This is a genomic window from Streptomyces fildesensis, from assembly GCF_016107395.1.
Taxonomy (GTDB): domain Bacteria; phylum Actinomycetota; class Actinomycetes; order Streptomycetales; family Streptomycetaceae; genus Actinacidiphila; species Actinacidiphila fildesensis.
The window spans coordinates 1-17,929 of sequence record NZ_JAAIKO010000011.1 but is presented as its reverse complement, the minus strand read 5'-3'; the positions used below and the strand labels follow the sequence as shown (position 1 = coordinate 17,929).

At 70.2% G+C, this 17,929-nt stretch carries 17 protein-coding genes and 3 pseudogenes; 9 read left to right on the top strand and 11 right to left on the bottom strand.

Going from position 1 to position 17,929, the window contains the following annotated elements:
• Positions 1–24 precede the first annotated feature (24 nt).
• A pseudogene (locus tag C6N31_RS17855) lies at positions 25–596 on the top strand (hypothetical protein).
• Positions 597–661: 65 nt separating this feature from the next.
• On the opposite strand, the gene C6N31_RS17850 reads toward C6N31_RS17855, so the two are convergent.
• The 3 genes from C6N31_RS17850 to C6N31_RS17840 all read right to left on the bottom strand — a co-directional run bounded on the left by C6N31_RS17850 (position 662) and on the right by C6N31_RS17840 (position 3,822).
• Positions 662–979 (bottom strand): cupin domain-containing protein, encoded by a 318-nt coding sequence (locus tag C6N31_RS17850; protein ID WP_138354612.1) that lies wholly within the window; start codon positions 977–979, stop codon positions 662–664.
• A 69-nt stretch (positions 980–1,048) separates the two neighbouring features.
• Entirely contained in the window at positions 1,049–2,371 is a 1,323-nt protein-coding gene (gene glsA / locus C6N31_RS17845) for a glutaminase A (RefSeq protein WP_198357819.1), read from the bottom strand.
• A gap of 200 nt (positions 2,372–2,571) precedes the next feature.
• Positions 2,572–3,822, bottom strand: a complete 1,251-nt coding sequence (locus tag C6N31_RS17840; RefSeq protein WP_138354614.1) for an MFS transporter — start codon at positions 3,820–3,822, stop codon at positions 2,572–2,574.
• Between the two features lie 671 nt (positions 3,823–4,493).
• Here C6N31_RS17840 and C6N31_RS17835 point away from each other — a divergent pair.
• From C6N31_RS17835 to C6N31_RS17820, 4 genes are all read left to right on the top strand, one after another.
• The gene (locus tag C6N31_RS17835) at positions 4,494–4,631 is read left to right on the top strand and encodes a hypothetical protein (RefSeq protein WP_187144718.1); all 138 of its coding nucleotides are present in this window, start codon (positions 4,494–4,496) and stop codon (positions 4,629–4,631) included.
• A gap of 153 nt (positions 4,632–4,784) precedes the next feature.
• Entirely contained in the window at positions 4,785–5,117 is a 333-nt protein-coding gene (locus C6N31_RS17830) for a hypothetical protein (RefSeq protein ID WP_138354615.1), read from the top strand.
• A 49-nt stretch (positions 5,118–5,166) separates the two neighbouring features.
• Positions 5,167–5,742, top strand: a complete 576-nt coding sequence (locus tag C6N31_RS17825; protein WP_232485347.1) for an LLM class flavin-dependent oxidoreductase — start codon at positions 5,167–5,169, stop codon at positions 5,740–5,742.
• Positions 5,743–5,788: 46 nt separating this feature from the next.
• The gene (locus tag C6N31_RS17820) at positions 5,789–6,409 is read left to right on the top strand and encodes a TetR/AcrR family transcriptional regulator (RefSeq protein WP_198357818.1); all 621 of its coding nucleotides are present in this window, start codon (positions 5,789–5,791) and stop codon (positions 6,407–6,409) included.
• Between the two features lie 64 nt (positions 6,410–6,473).
• Here the strand turns inward: C6N31_RS17820 and C6N31_RS17815 are convergent, their stop codons facing one another.
• On the bottom strand, positions 6,474–7,079 hold the full coding sequence (locus C6N31_RS17815; protein WP_138354617.1) for a GOLPH3/VPS74 family protein: 606 nt from the start codon (positions 7,077–7,079) through the stop codon (positions 6,474–6,476).
• Between the two features lie 239 nt (positions 7,080–7,318).
• The gene (locus C6N31_RS17810; RefSeq protein ID WP_138354671.1) at positions 7,319–7,621 is read right to left on the bottom strand and encodes a muconolactone Delta-isomerase family protein; all 303 of its coding nucleotides are present in this window, start codon (positions 7,619–7,621) and stop codon (positions 7,319–7,321) included.
• 89 nt (positions 7,622–7,710) lie between these two features.
• On the opposite strand from C6N31_RS17810, the pseudogene C6N31_RS17805 reads away from it, so the two are divergent.
• The 3 genes and pseudogenes from C6N31_RS17805 (at position 7,711) to C6N31_RS17795 (ending at position 10,024) form a co-directional block, all read left to right on the top strand.
• Positions 7,711–8,654: pseudogene (locus C6N31_RS17805) on the top strand (LysR family transcriptional regulator).
• A 257-nt stretch (positions 8,655–8,911) separates the two neighbouring features.
• Positions 8,912–9,625, top strand: a complete 714-nt coding sequence (locus C6N31_RS17800) for an SDR family NAD(P)-dependent oxidoreductase (protein ID WP_138354618.1) — start codon at positions 8,912–8,914, stop codon at positions 9,623–9,625.
• Positions 9,626–9,652: 27 nt separating this feature from the next.
• Complete coding sequence (locus tag C6N31_RS17795; RefSeq protein ID WP_138354619.1) at positions 9,653–10,024, top strand: YybH family protein; 372 nt, start codon at positions 9,653–9,655, stop codon at positions 10,022–10,024.
• A 52-nt stretch (positions 10,025–10,076) separates the two neighbouring features.
• On the opposite strand, the gene C6N31_RS17790 is transcribed toward C6N31_RS17795, so the two are convergent.
• From C6N31_RS17790 to C6N31_RS17770, 5 genes and pseudogenes are all read right to left on the bottom strand, one after another.
• Positions 10,077–10,484, bottom strand: a complete 408-nt coding sequence (locus C6N31_RS17790; protein WP_138354620.1) for a VOC family protein — start codon at positions 10,482–10,484, stop codon at positions 10,077–10,079.
• A gap of 10 nt (positions 10,485–10,494) precedes the next feature.
• Positions 10,495–10,938: a helix-turn-helix transcriptional regulator gene (locus tag C6N31_RS17785; protein ID WP_138354621.1), complete on the bottom strand. Its 444-nt coding sequence runs from the start codon at positions 10,936–10,938 to the stop codon at positions 10,495–10,497.
• 43 nt (positions 10,939–10,981) lie between these two features.
• Positions 10,982–13,366: an ATP-binding cassette domain-containing protein gene (locus tag C6N31_RS17780; protein ID WP_198357817.1), complete on the bottom strand. Its 2,385-nt coding sequence runs from the start codon at positions 13,364–13,366 to the stop codon at positions 10,982–10,984.
• Positions 13,367–13,500: 134 nt separating this feature from the next.
• Positions 13,501–13,857, bottom strand: coding sequence for a VOC family protein (locus C6N31_RS17775; RefSeq protein ID WP_138354623.1), 357 nt, complete (start codon positions 13,855–13,857; stop codon positions 13,501–13,503).
• Between the two features lie 168 nt (positions 13,858–14,025).
• Positions 14,026–14,580: pseudogene (locus C6N31_RS17770) on the bottom strand (alpha/beta fold hydrolase); the annotation flags it as partial.
• A gap of 216 nt (positions 14,581–14,796) precedes the next feature.
• Here C6N31_RS17770 and C6N31_RS17765 point away from each other — a divergent pair.
• The gene (locus C6N31_RS17765) at positions 14,797–15,612 is read left to right on the top strand and encodes an alpha/beta fold hydrolase (protein WP_138354624.1); all 816 of its coding nucleotides are present in this window, start codon (positions 14,797–14,799) and stop codon (positions 15,610–15,612) included.
• A gap of 94 nt (positions 15,613–15,706) precedes the next feature.
• Here C6N31_RS17765 and C6N31_RS17760 read toward each other — a convergent pair whose 3' ends face one another.
• On the bottom strand, positions 15,707–17,566 hold the full coding sequence (locus C6N31_RS17760; RefSeq protein ID WP_198357816.1) for a M1 family metallopeptidase: 1,860 nt from the start codon (positions 17,564–17,566) through the stop codon (positions 15,707–15,709).
• Between the last annotated feature and the right edge of the window lie 363 nt (positions 17,567–17,929).

Below are 17,929 nucleotides of genomic sequence, written 5' to 3'. Positions count from 1 at the left end.
GACCCCGACCGCTCCTGGCGGCAGATGCTGGCCGTACTCCTGCGCGGCGAGAACCTGAGCGCGGACGACACCCGCTGGGCCATGCGACAGGTGATGGACGATGCCGCAGAGCCGGCGCAGCTCGCCGGCTTCCTGGTTGCCCTGCGCGCGAAGGGCGAGTGCGCCGAGGAGGTCCACGGACTGCTCGACGCCCTGATGGAGCGCGTCATCCCGATTCCGGTGGACGGCTCCGACGTCGTGGACATCGTCGGTACGGGCGGAGACGGCGCGCACACCGTGTCCGCCAAGAGCGTCTGGACACCGCGGACTTCGGACTTGCCCGCAGCGGGCAGGACGCACTGCGCGGCGGCGACGCCGCGTACAATGCGCTCGCGGTCCACCGGGTCATCAACGGTGGGACCGGACCGGTCCGCGACGCCGTACTGGCCAACGCCGCCGGAGCTCTGGCCGCCCACCGGAACATGACAGAACTCGGCCTGCACGACGCGTTCGCCGCCGGTTTGCAGGAGGCCCGCCAGGCGATCGACTCCGGCGCGGCCGCCGGGACATTGGAGCGCTGGCTGGACCTCGCCCGCTCTCTCGCCCCATTGCGCTGACCGTCAGTTCCTCACCCCCGCACACCCCCGCCGCCGGACGACCGAGGCACGCCGCTCGGCAGAAGTCAGGGCGCCGGCGGCGGAGTGGGCCGGGCGGGGTCCTTGAGTTCGATCTCGACGAAGGCCAGCCATGCGCCGCCGGCGTTGACGACATCGTGCTCGGTGCCGGCGGGGCGGGCGTACGACTCTCCCGCCCGCAGCTGTGACTCGATCGCCGATCCGTCGGGTGACAGCGCGCTGATCCGGCCGTCGACCACCGGGACGACGACGTAGTCGTACGCGTGGACGTGGTGCCCGGTGCGGGTGCCCGGCTCGAAGTCCCAGCGGGTGACGCGTACCCGCTGGTCCTCGTGCTGCACGGTCGCGTGAGCCGTTGTCGTCATCGGCCTCTTCCTTGCTGGGTGTCCGTGGCGGCAGAGCCCGGGGCGGGTGTCCGTGCATGTGCCGGCGTACTAGCCGGTGTGCCGGCCGGGGTTTGGGTCGCGGGCAGCGGTCAGTGCGTGCTCGGCGTCCGCGAGGGCCTGTGCGCGGTCCGTCGACCGCCTCCAGGTACCCCGGGCCCTGAAGGGTAGGTCCCCGACCACGGTCACATCGTGCCCGCCCTCGATGAGCAGTGTCAGCGCGCGCTCCAGCATCGCCTTGGCCGTGGTGTCCATGCCGGTGACGCGTTCGAGGTCGAGGACGACCCCGCCCGGCGCGCCCACCCTCCGCTGCTCCAGGGCGAACAGCACCCGCTCGGCCGCGGTGAAGTCCAGCTTGCCCTGAGCCGCGATCAGGGCGATCCGCCCGCCGCTCGTGGTCGTCGAGAGCATCACGGTCGGGGCGCCCGGCGCGGCGTTGTGCATCAGGTGGAGCCCGAAGCGCTCGGACAGCTCCCGGAGCGCCGCGACGCCCCGGACGGGATTGCCGGCAGCGTCCAGCGGCGGGCTGTGGAGGGCGATCCCGAAGCGGGCCGGACTGACGGCGACCAGCCCTCCGGAGACTCCGCTCTTGGCCGGTAGTCCCACGTGCAGCATCCAGCTCCCGGCGGCGTCGTACATCCCGCACATGGCCATCACCGACAACACCTGAAGGGCCACCGGCTCGGGAACGACACGCTCTCCCGTCACCGGGTTCGTGCCCCCGTTGGCCAGCGTGGCTCCCATCACCGCCAGGTCGGTCACCGTGGCCCGGACCGAGCACTGCCGGAAGTAGGTGTCGACCGCCTGGACCGGATCACCCCGCAGCACGCCGGTACCGCGCATCAGATACGCCAGCGCCCGATTGCGGTGACCCGTCTCGACCTCGGAACGGTAGACGTCCTCGTCCACGTACAGGGTGCGGCCGGCGAACCGTCCGAGACACTCCAGGATCCGCGAGAACCGCTCGGCGGGGCCGGTGGCCGGGACCAGGGCCGTGACCGCGATGGCACCGGCATTGATCATCGGGTTCGCGGGCCGGCCCGTCACCGCGTCGAGGCTGATGGCGTTGAACGCCTCACCACTGGGCTCGGCTCCGACACTGCGCCCCACATCGTCGGGACCCAGCTCTGCCAGCGCGAGGGCGAGGACGAAGGGCTTCGTCAAGGACTGGAGCGTGAACGACACGCCGCACCGTCCGGCGCGGTAGCCGTGGCCTTCCATGCTCATCAGCGCCAGCCCGAAACAGTCACGGTCCGCGAAGGCCAGCTGCGGGATGTAGTCGGCGACCCGGCCGTCGGACAGGGACCCGTAGCGGCCGTGCAGCTCCGCCAGGGCCTCGGTGACGACGTCCACGCCGCTCCGGGGAGAACTCATGGCGCTCCCGGCTCCCGGGGAACCGGGCCCGCGAGCCCCGGTTCGGGCGGGGGAGGTGGCCCGGGCGCACGGAGGCCGGATCGTCGGATGGTGGTGCGTCCCATGACGTCTCCTGGCGGCGGGACCTCCATCCTTCCTCTCCGGAGGCTTCTCCGCAGCCCGGGAGGGCCGACCGGGCCCAGGGCCCGGCTTGCGTCCGCTCAGCCGTTCGAGGGACGCGGCTCGCACGACGCCTCGCCGTGCTTGCGGCCGCGACTGCGGTCACCAACCATGAACGGCCGGGAGACAACGGTGACGACAACGGAGACCGCGGCGATGGCGGCGATCGTGGGGCCGGCGGCGAGGTGCTGGGCGACGCCACCGGCGATCGCCGCACCGATGCCCTGCCACGTCATCCGCCCGGCGGATTCAACGCCCTGGACCTGGCCGCGGACGGGATCAGGGGTCAGCGCGAGCAGCTGTTCCTGCAGGGGCAGAGTGGCGGCGAATCCTGTGCCGGCGAGGAACACCGCCGCTGCCGCGACCAGAACGGGCGGGTCGATCGCGAACAGCAGGTAGGGGACGGCGAGCAGCAGTCGCAGGGGGAAGGCGTATCGGCGTCGCTGCCCGGCGGTGAGGAGGCGTCCGACGGTCAGGTCCCCGAGGAGCATGCCGGCCGATCCGGCGGCCAGGAGGGTGCCGGCGTGGTCCGGGTCGTAGGAGATGAACAGGGCCTCGCAGCCGACGATCAGGCCGTTGGGAACCCACAGGTTCACCAGCAGCGCCCGCCGCCCGGGGCGGGAGAAGAGCGCGGCGTTGGTCGTCCAGGTCTGGCGCAGTCCGGGGCGGCGGGTCAGCCGGATCGAGTGTTCCCGGACGGTCGTCGCCACCACGGCCAGACCGAGTCCGGTCAGGACCGCGGCGACCGCGAAGACCCCTTGCGGGCTCAGGTATCGCACAAGGACGGCGCCCAGGGCGTAGCCGAGGACGGCCATGCCACCCGAGGTGATGTTCATCAGGGAACGGGCCGGCGCGTAGGCGGAGGTCGGCACGACCTCGGCGAGCAGCCCCATCCGCGTGCCGGTCCCGAGGGACTGGAAGAACCCGAGCACCAGGAGCAGGGCGAACCGGGCGGCCAGTGGCAGCCCCGGTACGGCCTGCGAGGCAACACCCAGGAGGGAGAGGCACTGGAGCGCGACGAGGGTCCGGCGGGGTCGGCGGCCGTCCGCGACCGACATCAGCGTCAGCGCACCGAACACGGTCGCGAAGGTGGCGCCGTACATGCTGACGGCGGTCAGGAACGGGGAGCGGGTTTGCTGGTCGACCAGGGTGCCGAGCGCGAAGCCCGACACGGTGCTCGCGGCGACCGACAAGGTGAAGCTGACGTAGAGGCCGGCGAACTCGCCGTTGCGGAGCAGTGCGAGATAGCTGGTGGTGGCAGGCGCCGTGGGCGCGGAGGTGTCAGAAGGCATGAAAAAAGCCTCCGGGCGCGCGCACTGGGCGCCGCCGAAGGCCAACACGGTCATTCTAGCAGCCGGCACCGGCCGGCCTGCCGGATCCGGGGTGAGTCGGACGGCCGGACGGCCCGCGGAGCGTACTCCGCGGGCGCGCACGTACACGCCCGGTGTGGTGGGATCAGCCGCGCCGCAGGAACATCACGACAGCGACGACGATCACGATAAGCACGACGGTACCGAGACCTATGTACATGCGAGATTCCTCTTCCCTGTGACGAACGATGGGCCGCAGCCGCCCTTGCCGGCCGCCGCGTTGCCCCTGTTGACCGGATACCCCGCTTTCCCCGCTTAAACGTTGGGCTGTCGTTCCCGGCGGATCCGGAGACACTGGTCGACGAGCCGGCCGGCGGTACTCGGATGCCCGTTCACACCCCTTGGGCACCCGGTTCATACCTCCGGGTGAGGGGGACGGCCTTCGGGCAGTCCAACGGCCGGACTTCTCCAACGTGACCTGCACGACGGCGGGTCGTCGGCGGACAGTGGCGCTGTCTCCTGCAGGGGGTGCGTGGTGCAGTACACAGCGTCGCCGTGGCGGCGCCTGCAGTACCGGTTCGACAACCTCGTGTCCCGCAGCACCCACCCTTCTCGCCCTCAACGCGCTCACACCCGGAACCGGCGACGCCATCGTGGTCGCCGCGGTCCACGACCGGTTGCGCGCGCAGGCCGCGACGGGTCCGACGTACGGGGTCCGGATCAACCCCGACAAGCGACAACGCGTGCGCTTCACGCCGGACGACTGGGTGATCCTGCTCGCGGAGAGCTGATGGAGCTGGGATTCGCCGGAACCGCCTGTCGTCACCAGCGTGACAACGGGCAGTTGGCGACGGGGTCAGCGGTACCCTGGCCGTCGTCCGGACTCCGGCGGTGGACCAGAGGTTGCTCGACAGGCGCCGTTGTACGACCTTCAGGGGGCGATCATGGGGATCGAGTTGCAACTGCACTCCGGGCGGCCTCCGGGGGGCAAGTCGTCCAGGACCACTGTTCTTCGACGGTCCCACGAGCACGGCGAAGCGTTGGCGCGGGCGCTGGGCCCGTACGACCCGACTGGTCCGGGCAAGCTGGCCTGGGTGGACCCCTACGGCGACACGCTGTTCAACGAGCAGGAGGCGGAGGTCGCGCTCCGGGAAGTCGCCGTCCTGTTGCAGGAGTGCGCAGACGGGCCTCAGAGGGCTGCCCTGCAGGACCTCGCGGAGCTGCTCGCGGTGTGTGCGGCAACGCCGGGCAGCTATCTGTGGTTCATCGGAGACTAGCTCCATCCGATCATTTCACGGCGGGGTCGGCCATGGGGTGCGCGAGTGGATGGTCAAGGTCGGGGTCGCACCGCGCAGCCCGCTGGCGCTGCTGGAGGAGACGGCGACGGCCGTGCGCGGACTGCTGCGCGGCGAGGAGGTGAGCGTCGACGGCCGGGAGGTCCGGCTGGACGCGGCGCGGCTGGTGCATCCGCCCGCGGCGGTGCCGCCGGTGGTGGCAGGGGTGGTCCGGCCACGTTCGCTGGAGCTCGCGGGGCGGGTCGCGGACGGCGCGATCATCGCGGAAGGGCATGGTCCCGCCGACCTGGTGGCCGCACTCGGGCACATGGAGAAAGGGAGGCAGACCGATGCCCAGCAGAGTCTGACCGTGTTCGCGTTCCTCCGCGTCGAGGGCGATCCGGCACTGCTTCAGGCCACGGTCGGCCCGGCACTGGCGGGTCACGCCGAGTGGCTGGGCCGTCCGGTCGAGCAGGTGTTCGCCGCGACCGGCCCTGCCGCCGGGGCCGCCGCCCGGGTGCGTGGGCGGCGGGAGCCGACACGGTGGTGCTGCAGGCGGTCGGCCCCGAGCCGTTGCGGCAGGTGGAGGCGGCTGTCAGAGCGCTGCGCGCGGACGAGCCCGGCATAGCCGACCGGTCTAGTAAGAGATAGTCGACCGGTCGTACACTCGCTGTATGGGACGGACCAGCGACGCCAGGGAGAAGATCCTCGGTGCCGCGCAATCGCTCATCGAGCTGCGCGGCTACTCGGCCTTGGGCGTGGCCGAGATCTGCAAGACGGCCGGCGTGCCCAAGGGCAGTTTCTACTACTTCTTCGAATCCAAGGAAGCGCTCGCCCTGGCCGTGCTCGACGAGCACTGGGCCGGCCAGCAGGCGACCTGGACGCGCATCCTGAACAGCGCCGCAGAACCACTGCAACGGCTGCGCCGGCTCTTCGAGGAGACGGAGGCCGGCCAGCTCGCCGGGCAGCAGAGCTGCGGCACCGTCTCAGGCTGCCTGTTCGGCAATCTCACGCTGGAGATGAGCAACCAGACCGAGGCCATCCGCGCGCGACTGCAGGAGATCTTCGACGCTCAGGTCGGGATGGTCGCCTCGGTCATCGCCGAAGCTCTCGAGCGCAAGGAGGTCACCGTGATCGACACCCGGGAAGCCGCACGGTCGGTGGTCGCCCAGCTCGAGGGGCAGGTGCTGTTCGCCAAGCTCTACAACAACACCCACCGGCTCGGCCCCCTGTGGGCGAACTGCCTGGCCCTGCTCTGCGCCCGTGCGCCGCAGGAGTCCATGGCCGGCATCTGATGCCCGCGGCCGGAGGTGCCGGGGCGGGGGTCGGGGCGTGGCTCGCTGTCCGCCCGTGACGCCGTCACTGGCCGCGCCAGATGTTGTCGAAGGCCGCCTCTTCGACGCGGCGCCGTTGCCGTACGCCTTCCAGCTCCGTCGCCGCGCCGTGGACGGCGGCCAGCACCGTCACGACCGCGTCGTCGGTGAGGTCGGCGATCTCCTCGGTCGGCTTGTCCTGGATGCCCACGGCCGCCGCGAGGCCGGCGAGGACGGGCTCGCCCGACGTCCAGCGCTCGGCCGCGTGGCGACGGGCGGGTGAGTCGGTCAGTGCCGCCGGGCCGGTTCTGAGGGGAATCCAGTGGTGGCGCGGCCGGGCGACATCGCCTTCGGCCTCCAGGACAGCGCGGTAGGTCGTGGCGAGGCCACGGCCCCGGCGCCACAGCCAGTCCTCGACGGTCTCGTACGGCTCCTGAAGGGTGAGCGACGAGGCCGCATCGTCCAACAGGCGATCGTCCAAGGTCCGCTGCGGGCCGGGCAGGATGCGCTCCCCGTCCAAGGCGATGACCTCGGCGTCGACAAGGTCGATCAGCTCGGCTCCCGCGAGCGCCAGCGAAAGTTCGCCCTGCTCGACGGGACGGCTGGACGTGACGTCCATGGTGATGATCAACAGGTCCCGCGGAGTGGTCATGACGGGCTCCACATCAGAAGCATCGGTGGCTTCGCTGGCGGTACGTCGCCGGAGGGCCGGCCTGGCATCAGGGGCGAGAACGGCCCGCCGGCCGCTGCTGCGCTCCCTCACCCACCGAGTCTGCCCGGGTCCGCGCCGGTTTCACCGTTGCGAAAGTCTTACGGGGGCGGCATGTCGTACCAGCACCGGGTCGTGCGGGGAAACCGCTGCGCAATGCGGCGGCGCCCGAGCCAGGCCCGTCACCGTGTGGCGTCTGTCCGGCCCGGGTCGTTGGGGTGAGGCTCGAGCGCGGTGACGGTGAGAGTCATCCACGGGCGCAGGGGCAGAGTGCCGAGCACCTTCTCGTGGAGCTCGTCCTCGTCGGCGGCCCGCCAGATCCCGACGCTGCGCAGCTCGCCGACCGGGCGCCACAGCCGCGCCAGGTTGCCGGTGGCGGCCAGTTCCCGGGCGCGAACGGCCTCGGCGGCGCGCCGCCGGTCGACCTCGTCCTGACCGGTGCCCTCGGGGATGGTGGTGGTGATCTCGACGAGGAACTTTCGCATGTCCATGTCCATGTCCTCCGTCAGCCACCAGGGCACCGCCATAACCGGCGGCCTCCCTGCTGGGAGGCCTGGACTCCCACCGGCGTAGCATGACGGGCATGGAGCTGCGCCAATTGCGGTACTTCCTAGCGGTCGCCGAGGAGCTGAACTTCGGCCGGGCCGCCGAGCGTCTGCTGATCGCCGGCCCCTCCCTGTCGCAGCAGATCAAGACCCTCGAACGGGACCTGGGGGTGCGGCTGTTCGACCGCGACCGCCGCTCGGTGTCCCTCACCCCGGCCGGTTCGGCCCTGCTCCCGCACACCCGCGCCCTGCTGGAACGCGCGCCACGGACCTCCAGCGGCGCGCAGGTCAGCTGTCCGGCTCCGAACCGGTACGGCTCGGCTACGTCAACTGGCTCCCGCCCGATCTGACCGGCCGTGCCGCCGCGGTGGCCCAGCTCCACATCGACGCGTGGATCGCGCCGTCGCACACCCAGGCCGCCCGGGTCGCCGACGGCAGTCTGGATCTCGCGGTGTGCTGGGTGCGAACCGATGACCTCGAACAACGTGGCCTGAGCGCCCGGCTCATCGGCGCCGACCGGCTCTACGCCGTCGCAACCGGTGACGACACGAGCACCGTGGACGCCCGTGACACCGTCGTCCTCCTCGACGACGACATGACCGCCTGGTGGTCCTGGAACATCTATGCCGAGCTACTGGCCCGGGACACCGGGGCCCGTGCGGTGCGCATCTCCGACGGCGGCATCACCGGGCCCGCGTTCTTCGACCACGTCCGCCGCAGCGGCCGTCCGGTCATCAACTGTCCCAAGGGCCAGACCACCGCGCTGCCGCCCGACCTGGTCCAACGCCCGGTCGTCACCCCGGAGATCTACTGGACATGGTCCCTGGTCCGGCGCGAGCGCGAGGACCGCCCCGCGGTTCTCGCCCTCATCGACGCCCTCTGCGACGGCGTGGGCGACCTCGGCATCCGCACCGAGGACGCCTGGCTGCCCGAGGGAGACCCGCACCGGCACCAGGGCGTGTTTCGAAAGTAGCGCCGTTCGCCCCGTGGGCCAGGCGGGACTTTCGCAACACGCCCTAGTCGCGCCTCTGAGCGCCTCGGCTTCGCGGGAGCTGTCCCTCCTGACATGCGCTGGAAGGCTGCGCCTATCAGGAGGGAGAAAACCGGTCCTGGCCTGGGCCGCGTGGACCTTTGACTCCTTCTCGCCGACCCACCTACGCTCCAAATAGTCGACCGGTCGGCTAGTACGATCGGGTCGAGGAATCCCACCTCATCGCGGAGAAGGTCATCATGAGCACGCACGACCAGAAGGTCGCAGTCATCACCGGCGCCTCGCAGGGCATCGGTGCCGGACTCGTCGACGCCTACCGCAAGCTCGGCTACGCCGTCGTCGCCACCTCGCGCACGATCGCTCCCTCCACCGACGCTGGCATTTTGAGCGTCCAGGGCGACATCGCCGACACCGCCACCGCAGAACGCGTCATCGCCGCCGGTGTCGAGCGGTTCGGCCGCATCGACACCCTCGTCAACAACGCCGGGCTGTTCACGGCCAAGCCCTTCACCGAATACACCCAGGAGGACTACGCCGCCGTGACCGGTGTGAACCTCGTCGGCTTCTTCCGCATCACCCAGCTGGCCGTCGAGCACATGCTCGTCCAGGGAAGCGGCCACATCGTCAACATCACCACCAGCCTGGTCGACAACGCCGACGCCAACGTGCCTTCCGTGCTCGCCTCGCTGACCAAGGGCGGCCTGCAGTCCGCCACCAAGTCCCTCGCCATCGAGTACGCGACGCGCAACATCCGTGCCAACGCCGTCTCACCGGGCACCATCAGGACCTCCATGCACCCGGAGGAGTCCTATGCGGGCCTCGCCGCGCTGCAGCCGGTCGGCCGGCTGGGCGAGCCGGGCGACATCGTCGACGCGGTGATCTACTTGGAGAACGCCCCGTTCGTCACCGGCGAGATCCTCCACGTCGACGGCGGCGTCAGCGCCGGCCACTGACTCGCCTCCCTCGACAGGAGAGCCCTGATGAACAGCACGACAGAGAGTGAAGCGATCCTGCGCGGCGTCCTCGACCGGTGGAAGGACGCCGTCGACCGGCACGAACCGCAGCAGGTCGCCGCCCAGTTCACCGACGACGCGATCTTCCAGGGGCTGCACCCCTACAGCGTCGGAAGGCCGGGCATCGCCGACTACTACGAGTCCCAGCCCATCGGGATGACGGCCGCCTACCGGATTCTTGAGAGCAGACACCCCGCCGACGACCTCGTCCTCGGTTACCTGAGTGTCGACTTCGCGTTCACCGACCGGGCCACCATCAGCGTCAACCTCGGTGTCCTGGTGAAGCGCTCGGAGGAGGGCTGGCTCATCAGCCACTACCAGGTCTCCCGGCTCGACTAGGACCTGTCCGCTTCCTCTGCGGCCCGTGTCATGGCGGAGATGGCCGGACGGCTCAGCGGATCTCGTTGATGCGGATCAGGTTGCCCGCAGGATCGCGGATCGCGCAGTCGCGCACGCCGTACGGCTGCTCGGTGGGCTCCTGGATGATCTCGGCGCCGGCCTGCAGCCGCTCGAAGGTGGCGTCGAGGTCGGGGGTGGCCAGCGTGATGATGGCGTAGGTGCCCTTGGCCATCATCTCGGTGATGGTGCGGCGCTCGTCGTCGGTGATGCCCGGGTCGGCGGCCGGTGGGTGCAGCACGATGGACGTACCGGGCTGGCCGACCGGGCCGACCGTGATCCAGCGCATCCCGGAGTATCCGACATCGTTGCGGACCTCGAAGCCGAGGAGGTCGCGATAGAACGCCAGGGACGCGTCCGGGTCGTCGTGCGGGAGGAAGCTCGAGTGAATCGTGATGTCCATGGCAGTCACGCTAGCTGCGGTCCGCGGAGCCCGCTTCCCGATTCCGGATGGGCCGGGTCACCTGCTTCACCACGCACGACGGCATCCCCGCCGTCGCGCGCGCCGCATCGCGCCGGTAGGTGCTGGGCGGCACACCGACCAACTCGGTGAACCGCGTGCTGAAGGTGCCCAGCGACGAGCAGCCGACCGCGAAACAGACCTCGGTGACACTGAGGTCGCCCCGCCGCAGCAGCGCCATCGCCCGCTCGATACGCCGCGTCATCAGATAGGAGTAGGGAGACTCGCCGTAGGCGAGCCGGAACTCGCGGCTGAGGTGCCCGGCCGACAGGTTCACGCCGCGGGCGAGCGCCAGGACGTCCAGCGGCTGCGCGTACTCGCGGTCGATCCGGTCACGGACGCGGCGCAGCAGCGCGAGGTCGCGCAGCCGCTGCGCCGCGGTGGGTCTGCTGGTCACATGAACGATCGTGCCACAGACCACGTGTCCGCGAGGGCCCCGGTCAGGCCCCGATGTACGCCGCGAGGTGCTCGCCGGTGAGGGTGGAGCGGGCGGCCACGAGGTCGGCCGGTGTGCCCTCGAAGACGATCCGGCCGCCGTCGTGCCCGGCGCCGGGGCCGAGGTCGACGATCCAGTCGGCGTGCGCCATGACCGCCTGGTGGTGCTCGACGACGATGACCGACTTACCGGAGTCGACGAGACGGTCGAGCAGGCCGAGCAGCTGCTCCACGTCGGCGAGGTGCAGGCCGGTGGTCGGCTCGTCGAGGACGTAGACACCACCCTTCTCCGCCATGTGGGTGGCCAGCTTGAGCCGCTGCCGCTCGCCGCCGGACAGCGTGGTGAGCGGCTGCCCCAGGCTGAGATAGCCCAGCCCGACGTCGGAGAGCCGGCCGAGGATCCGGTGCGCGGCGGGGGTGTGCGCCTCGCCGGAGCCGAAGAACTCCTCGGCCTCGGTCACCGGCATCGCCAGCACCTCGCTGATGTCGCGGCCGCCGAGGTGGTAATCGAGCACCGACGCCTGGTACCGCTTGCCCTCGCACTCCTCACAGGTGGTGGCGACACCGGCCATCATCGCCAGGTCGGTGTAGATGACACCGGCACCGTTGCAGCCGGGGCAGGCGCCCTCGGAGTTGGCGCTGAACAGGGCCGGCTTCACGCCGTTGGCCTTGGCGAACGCCGAGCGGATCGGGTCGAGCAGCCCGGTGTACGTCGCCGGATTGCTGCGTCGTGAGCCGCGGATCGCGCCCTGGCCGATCGCCACCACACCCTCACCGGCCGGGATCGACCCGTGCACGAGCGAGCTCTTGCCGGAGCCGGCGACGCCGGTGACGACGACCAGCACCCCGAGCGGGATGTCGACGTCGACCTTCCGCAGGTTGTTCGCCGTCGCGCCGCGGATCTCCAGCGTGCCGGTGGGCTTCCGCACCGACTCCCGGAGGGCGGACCGGTCGTCGAAATGCCGGCCGGTGATGGTGCCGCTGGTGCGCAGCCCCTCGACGGTGCCCTCGAAGCAGACGGTGCCGCCCGCCGTACCGGCGCCGGGGCCGAGGTCGACGACGTGGTCGGCGACCACGATCGTCTCCGGCTTGTGCTCCACGACGAGCACCGTGTTGCCCTTGTCCCGCAGCCGCAGCAGCAGGTCGTTCATCCGCTGGATGTCATGGGGGTGCAGGCCCGCGGTGGGCTCGTCGAAGACGTACGTGGTGTCGGTGAGCGAGGAGCCGAGGTGGCGGATCATCTTGACGCGCTGCGCCTCGCCGCCCGACAGGGTGCCCGCCGGCCGGTCGAGCGCGAGATAGCCGAGGCCGATCTCCACGAACGAGTCGAGGGTCTGCCCCAGCGCGGTGAGCAGCGGCGCCACCGACGGCTCCTTGAGGCCGCGGACCCATTCGGCCAGGTCGCTGATCTGCATCGCGCAGGCGTCGGCGATGCTGATCCGCTTGATCTTCGACGACCGGGCCCCTTCGCTCAGCCGGGTGCCGTCGCACTCGGGGCAGACGGTGAACGTGACCGCCCGGTCCACGAACGCCCGGATGTGCGGTTGCAGCGCTTCCTTGTCCTTGGACAGGAACGACTTCTGGATCTTGGGGATCAGCCCCTCGTAGGTGAGGTTGACGCCCTCGACCTTCACCTTGGTCGGCTCCCGGTAGAGGAAGTCCTGCATCTCCTTCTTGGTGAACTTGCGGATCGGCTTGTTCGGGTCGAGGAGGCCCGACTCGGCATAGACCCGCACGGTCCAGAAGCTGTCGGACTTCCAGCCGGGGATGGTGAACGCGCCCTCGGCGATCGACTTGGAGTCGTCGTAGAGCTGGGTCAGGTCGATGTCGGAGACGCTGCCCCGGCCCTCGCAGCGGGTACACATGCCGCCGGTGCGGTTGAAGGTTGCCTTCACGGCCTTCTTGGCACCGCGCTCGACGGTGATGGCACCGCTGGCCCGGACCGAGGGGACGTTGAAGGCGTACGCGCTGGGCGGGCCGATGTGCGGCTTCCCGAGCCGGCTGAAGAGGATGCGCAGCATCGCGTTGGCGTCGGTGGCGGTGCCGACCGTGGAACGGGGGTCGGCCCCCATCCGCTGCTGGTCGACGATGATCGCTGTGGTCAGCCCGTCGAGGACGTCGACCTCCGGCCGTGCCAGCGTCGGCATGAAGCCCTGCACGAAGGCGCTGTAGGTCTCGTTGATCAGCCGCTGCGACTCCGCGGCGATCGTGTTGAACACCAGCGAGCTCTTGCCCGAGCCGGAGACACCGGTGAACACCGTCAGCCGGCGCTTCGGGATCTCGATGCTGACGTCCTTGAGGTTGTTCACGCGCGCACCGTGCACGCGGATCAGGTCGTGGCTGTCGGCGACGTGCGGCGCAGGCGACTGCTTGTCCGTCCTCTTGGCCATGCTGTTCGTGTCTCCATCTGTGAGGCGGGCCGCTCTCGCGGTCTCCGTCGGCGTCGCCTGGCTCGATCCGACCAGCCCGGCCGGGGGCGCAAGTACCCAAGTATCCACGCCCCCGTGGCTCGTGGAGCCGGAACTCAGCTGTCCTGGAGCAGCCCGAGGACGTTGCCGTCGGGGTCGGTGAAGGTGGCCACGAGGCGGCCGCCACCGACGTCGTGCGCGGCCTCCTTCACGGTGGCACCCGCGGCGGTCACCTCGGCCAGCTTCGCCTCGATGTCCTGCACGTGCCAGTAGGACACCGGTGCGGTCGCGGCCTGCGGCCCGCCGCCCGGCACGAGACCGATGTGCTGGCCCGCCGCCTCGAAGCCGACGTAGTAGGGCGCGTCGGAGGTCGGCTCCACACCGAGCAGCGCGGCGTAGACCGCCTTGGCCTTCGCCAGGTCGGACACGGGGTGCAGCACGGTCTTGATTCCCTGAGTGGAAGAGTCGGTCATCGTCGCTCCTGAAGCCGTGGGTCACAGTGACCCGGGATGTGCCGGGCAAGGGGGACGGACGGGAAGCCCCGGCATCGCCCTTGACCGTCACACTAGGTGGCCTCGTTGACCGGCGCTTCTCGATTCCTGATCGGTCCGGTCAGCCTGTTTCGTCACGCCCCGGGGGCTTCAGACGGGGAGGGCGGCGAGCCAGTCGGTCAGGAGCCGGTTGATCTCGGCGGGGCGCTCCTGCTGGATCCAGTGGCCGCAGTCGTCGAGGATGTGCGAGGAGAGCAGGCCGGGCAGCGTGGTGGGATACGCCTTGATCGCCTCGCTCATCCAGGTGGTGGAGGCGTCCAGGCCGCCTCCGGCGAACAGCGACGGCTGGGTGATGGGCGCGCCGTCGAAGGAGGCGAGGTCCTTCCAGTCCCGGTCCATGTTCCGGTAGCGGTTGAGCGCTCCCGTCATGCCGGTCCGCTCGAATTCCCCCGCGTACACGTCGAGGTCCCGCTCGCTGAGCCAGCCGGGCCGCGATCCGGCCGGAAACCGGTCTCGGAGCGTCCCACCGGGGTGGACGAAGTGCGGGTCCGGCGCGTCGGGCGCGGGCATGGTGTCGGCGGACATGGCGGCGTAGAAGCCGGTGAGCCAGCCGCGCACGTCGGGCTCGATCTCGGCTTCGGCGCGCCCGGCCTGCTGGAAGTAGGAGACGTAGAACTCCTCGCTCCCACCCATCTGCGCGAAGATTGCGTCACCAGCATGCCGAGAACGGCGCGGCCGAAGCGAGGGTTGTTGCCACTTCGGCAAATCGACGTTCGGGTGTGTGCCTCCGGGCGCGTCAGCCGCTGGTCAGTTGATCAGTTCCTCGCCTCGCGAACTGATGACCTCAACGGAGTCCCGGCGACACGCCGTGTCCGGGGCAGATGATGGCCCGGCCCTGGCGGGGGCCTCAGGCTGTGCCACATGAGCACGCAGAGTGGGCACGCGGGTTGGGACATCAGGAGGGCCGGCCCGGATGAGGCCGAGCACCGGCTGCTCCTGCTCCCAGGTGGGTTGTGCACCACGGAGTTCTACGCGGATGTGATGGCGGACCCCGGGATGGCGGAGGCCGGCCTCGGCATGGTCGCGGTGACGCTGCCGGGGTTCGGGCGCACCCCGCCGCCGAAGGACCTCACGATGGAGAACTACGCGCGGCTGATGGGGGAGTTCGCCGCCGAGGCCGGCTGTGATGTGCTGGTCGGACACAGCCTGGGGGCGAACGTGGCCATCGAGATGGTGGCGGCCGGGGTGTTCGCCGGGCCGGTGGTGCTGCTGTCACCGACGTTCTCCAGCGGCGACGAGGCGACGTTCATCCGGATGATGGATCGGCTGGGCCGGGTGCCGGGAGTGCGGACGCTGCTGTGGGCCGCGATGGTGAAGCTGCTGCCGAGGGCGATGAAAGGCGAGTTCGCGCCGGACCGTGCGGAGGCATTGGCGGCCGCCATGGGCAGGAACGATCCGGGATTCTGCCGTCGGATCGTGCGGAGCTATTTCGCGTACCTGGACCGGCACGGGTCCCTGGTGGCCCGTCTGTGCGACTCAGGGGCGTCGGCGTGGGTCGTGCGAGGTGACCGCGACGACATCGGGCTCACGGACGAGGAGCTCCGGGGGCTGCGAGCCTGCCCCCGGATCACGATGGTCACGGTGCCGGACGCGGGGCACATGGCGCTGGTGGAACAGCCCGCGCGTATCGCCGAGGTGATCGTCGAGGCGGCCGGAGCGGCCCCGGGACGGCGGTGATCCCGCTGTCACGGTGCGGTGAGGTGGGTGTCGAGGTGGCCGGGTCGCCGCGGGGACGCCTGGGTGGCGCCCGCCGCGGCGAACCGATGTCAGGTCAGCCGTCGATGCGGTGCTGGGTCCAGAACGAGGTCAGGTCCGTGGCGGTGGCCGCCTGGGCGGCCGCCTTGAACTCGGCCGTGGTCGAGACGCCGTACCAGTGCGACGTGGCGTAGTCCTTGAGGAGCTTGCTCATGACGCTGTCGCCGAGGGTGCGCCGCAGGTCGTGCAGGGCGCACTTGCCGTAGCCGTAGACGACGGTGGAGTACCGGGACGAATGGGCGTCCCAGTAGGCCATCGAGTTGGTGATCTTCTCCGCCGTCGAGGCCCAGGAGACGCTGTTCCAGCAGTTCGTGCCGGTCAGGTTCTGTGCCAGGTCGGTGGCGTAGTCGGTGAACGCCTCATCCAGCCAGGGGCTGTTGTACTCGTCGTCGCCGACGATGCCGTAGAACCACTGGTGGCCGATCTCGTGGGTGAGCGCGGTGGTGCTGACCAGGTCGAGGACGAACCCGGGGTACTCCATGCCGCCGAACCAGAAGTTGTTGTCGATCACCGCGTCCAGCTCGCCGTACGGGTAGGCGCCGAACCGGCCCGCGTGGGCGTCCACGGCGTTCTTCGCGGTGGTGAGCATCGACTGCGAGTTGGCCGAGCTGATGCCGGAGACGGAGTAGATGTTGATCGGGGTGCCGGCGGCGGAGGTGCCGGAGATCTTGCTGAACGGGCCCGCCGCCCAGGCGAAGTCACGGACCTTGGACGCGGTCGCCGTGGTGATAGTGCGCCCGCTCGAACCGGGGGTGTCGACCGAGGCGCCGGTGGCCGGTGCCAGCAGGGTGCTCGGGTGGTCCAGGGTCACCTTGAAGTCCGCGGCCAGCGAGTAGAACGACTCCCCGTTGTTGGTGTACGGGTCCAGGTGCCAGCCGGCTCCGTCCTTGACCGCGAGTACGGGCAGGGCGTTGCCGATCATGTTGAAGGCACCGTCGTGCCCGAAACGGTCGGCGCCGCTGGGCACGGTGATGCCCAGGTCGAAGCCGATCGTGGCGGTCTGACCCTGGGTCAGGGGCGCCGGCAGGTCGATCTTGAGGGCCGTGCAGGCCACCGAGAGCGCGCCGGCGGTGCCACCGGTGACGTTGCTGACCGTGATCGGCATGGCGGAGCAGGTGCCGTGGTAGTTGTCCCACAGCCTCAGGTACACCTCGCTCAACGCAGTGGAGGAGGCGTTGGTGAAGGTCGCGCTCTCGTGACCGGTCCAGACGGTGCCGCTCGTGTTGCTGCTCAGGCTGACGGTGTACGAGGGCGAGGCCGGGGTGCGGGTGGAGTCCGCGGGCGGGGTGGTGCCGCCGGAGGTGTCGAGGGCGACGTCGTCGACGACGAAGCTCGTCTGGAGGCTGGAGTCCTCCGTGCCGGTGAAGGCGACGCTCACGGTCTGGCCCGCGAACGCCGACACGTCGAAGGACTTCTGCGCGTAGCCGGTGTTCTTGTCGAGGTTCGAGTACGTCGCCAGCGTCGTGGTGCCGATCTTCGCCGTCAGCTTGTCGTACTTGGTGGACGAGGTCGTCTCGGCGGTGTCGATGTGCAGCCAGAAGGTGAGGGTGGCGGTGCTGCATCCGGCAGGGATCGTGACGCTCTGGGAGAGGGTGTCGGTGTGTGTACTGCCGACACCGTTCAGCCAGGCGAAGTGGGTGCCGCCGTGGGCGGTCTCGCCGGCGCGGTTGGTGATCACGCTGGTCTGCGACTGGGTCCAGGGCGAAGTACCGCTTTCGAAGCCGCCGTTGGTGACCACCTGGGCCGGAGTGCAGGCGGCGGCCGGCTGAGCCGTGGGCGGCGCGGCGGCTGCCGGCGTGGCGGGGAACGAAGCGGCGGCCAACGCGGCGACGGCGAATGCGGTCGCGGTGAGGGCCTTGCGGGGGGAGGGTCTCACACGAAACTCCTTTGAGGCGGCCGGGATTCCGGCCTGCTCGGTGGCCGCCCGGCCGGCTTGGGTGCGCCGGAGGGAAGCCGCGGGCTGTGCGCAGAGCTTGCACCATCGCTGAGATGGGATTGCGGCTGTCACCTCTGGGGTCAGGACGACAACTGCGGGAATCTTGGCAGATGTGACCGGAGCATGCCATCAGGCGTAGGTAAAGTGTTGGTGCTCCCGACGCGTCTCGGCCGTCTTCTTGGCGCCCTGTTACGGGTTCCGGCCGCGTCCCCGCGTCCCCGCTGCGCCGGTGAACGGACGAACTCGGCCTAGTGTCCTGCGCCGGAGATCCGTCGGCAGAAGCGTGCGAGGGAGTCGAGGATC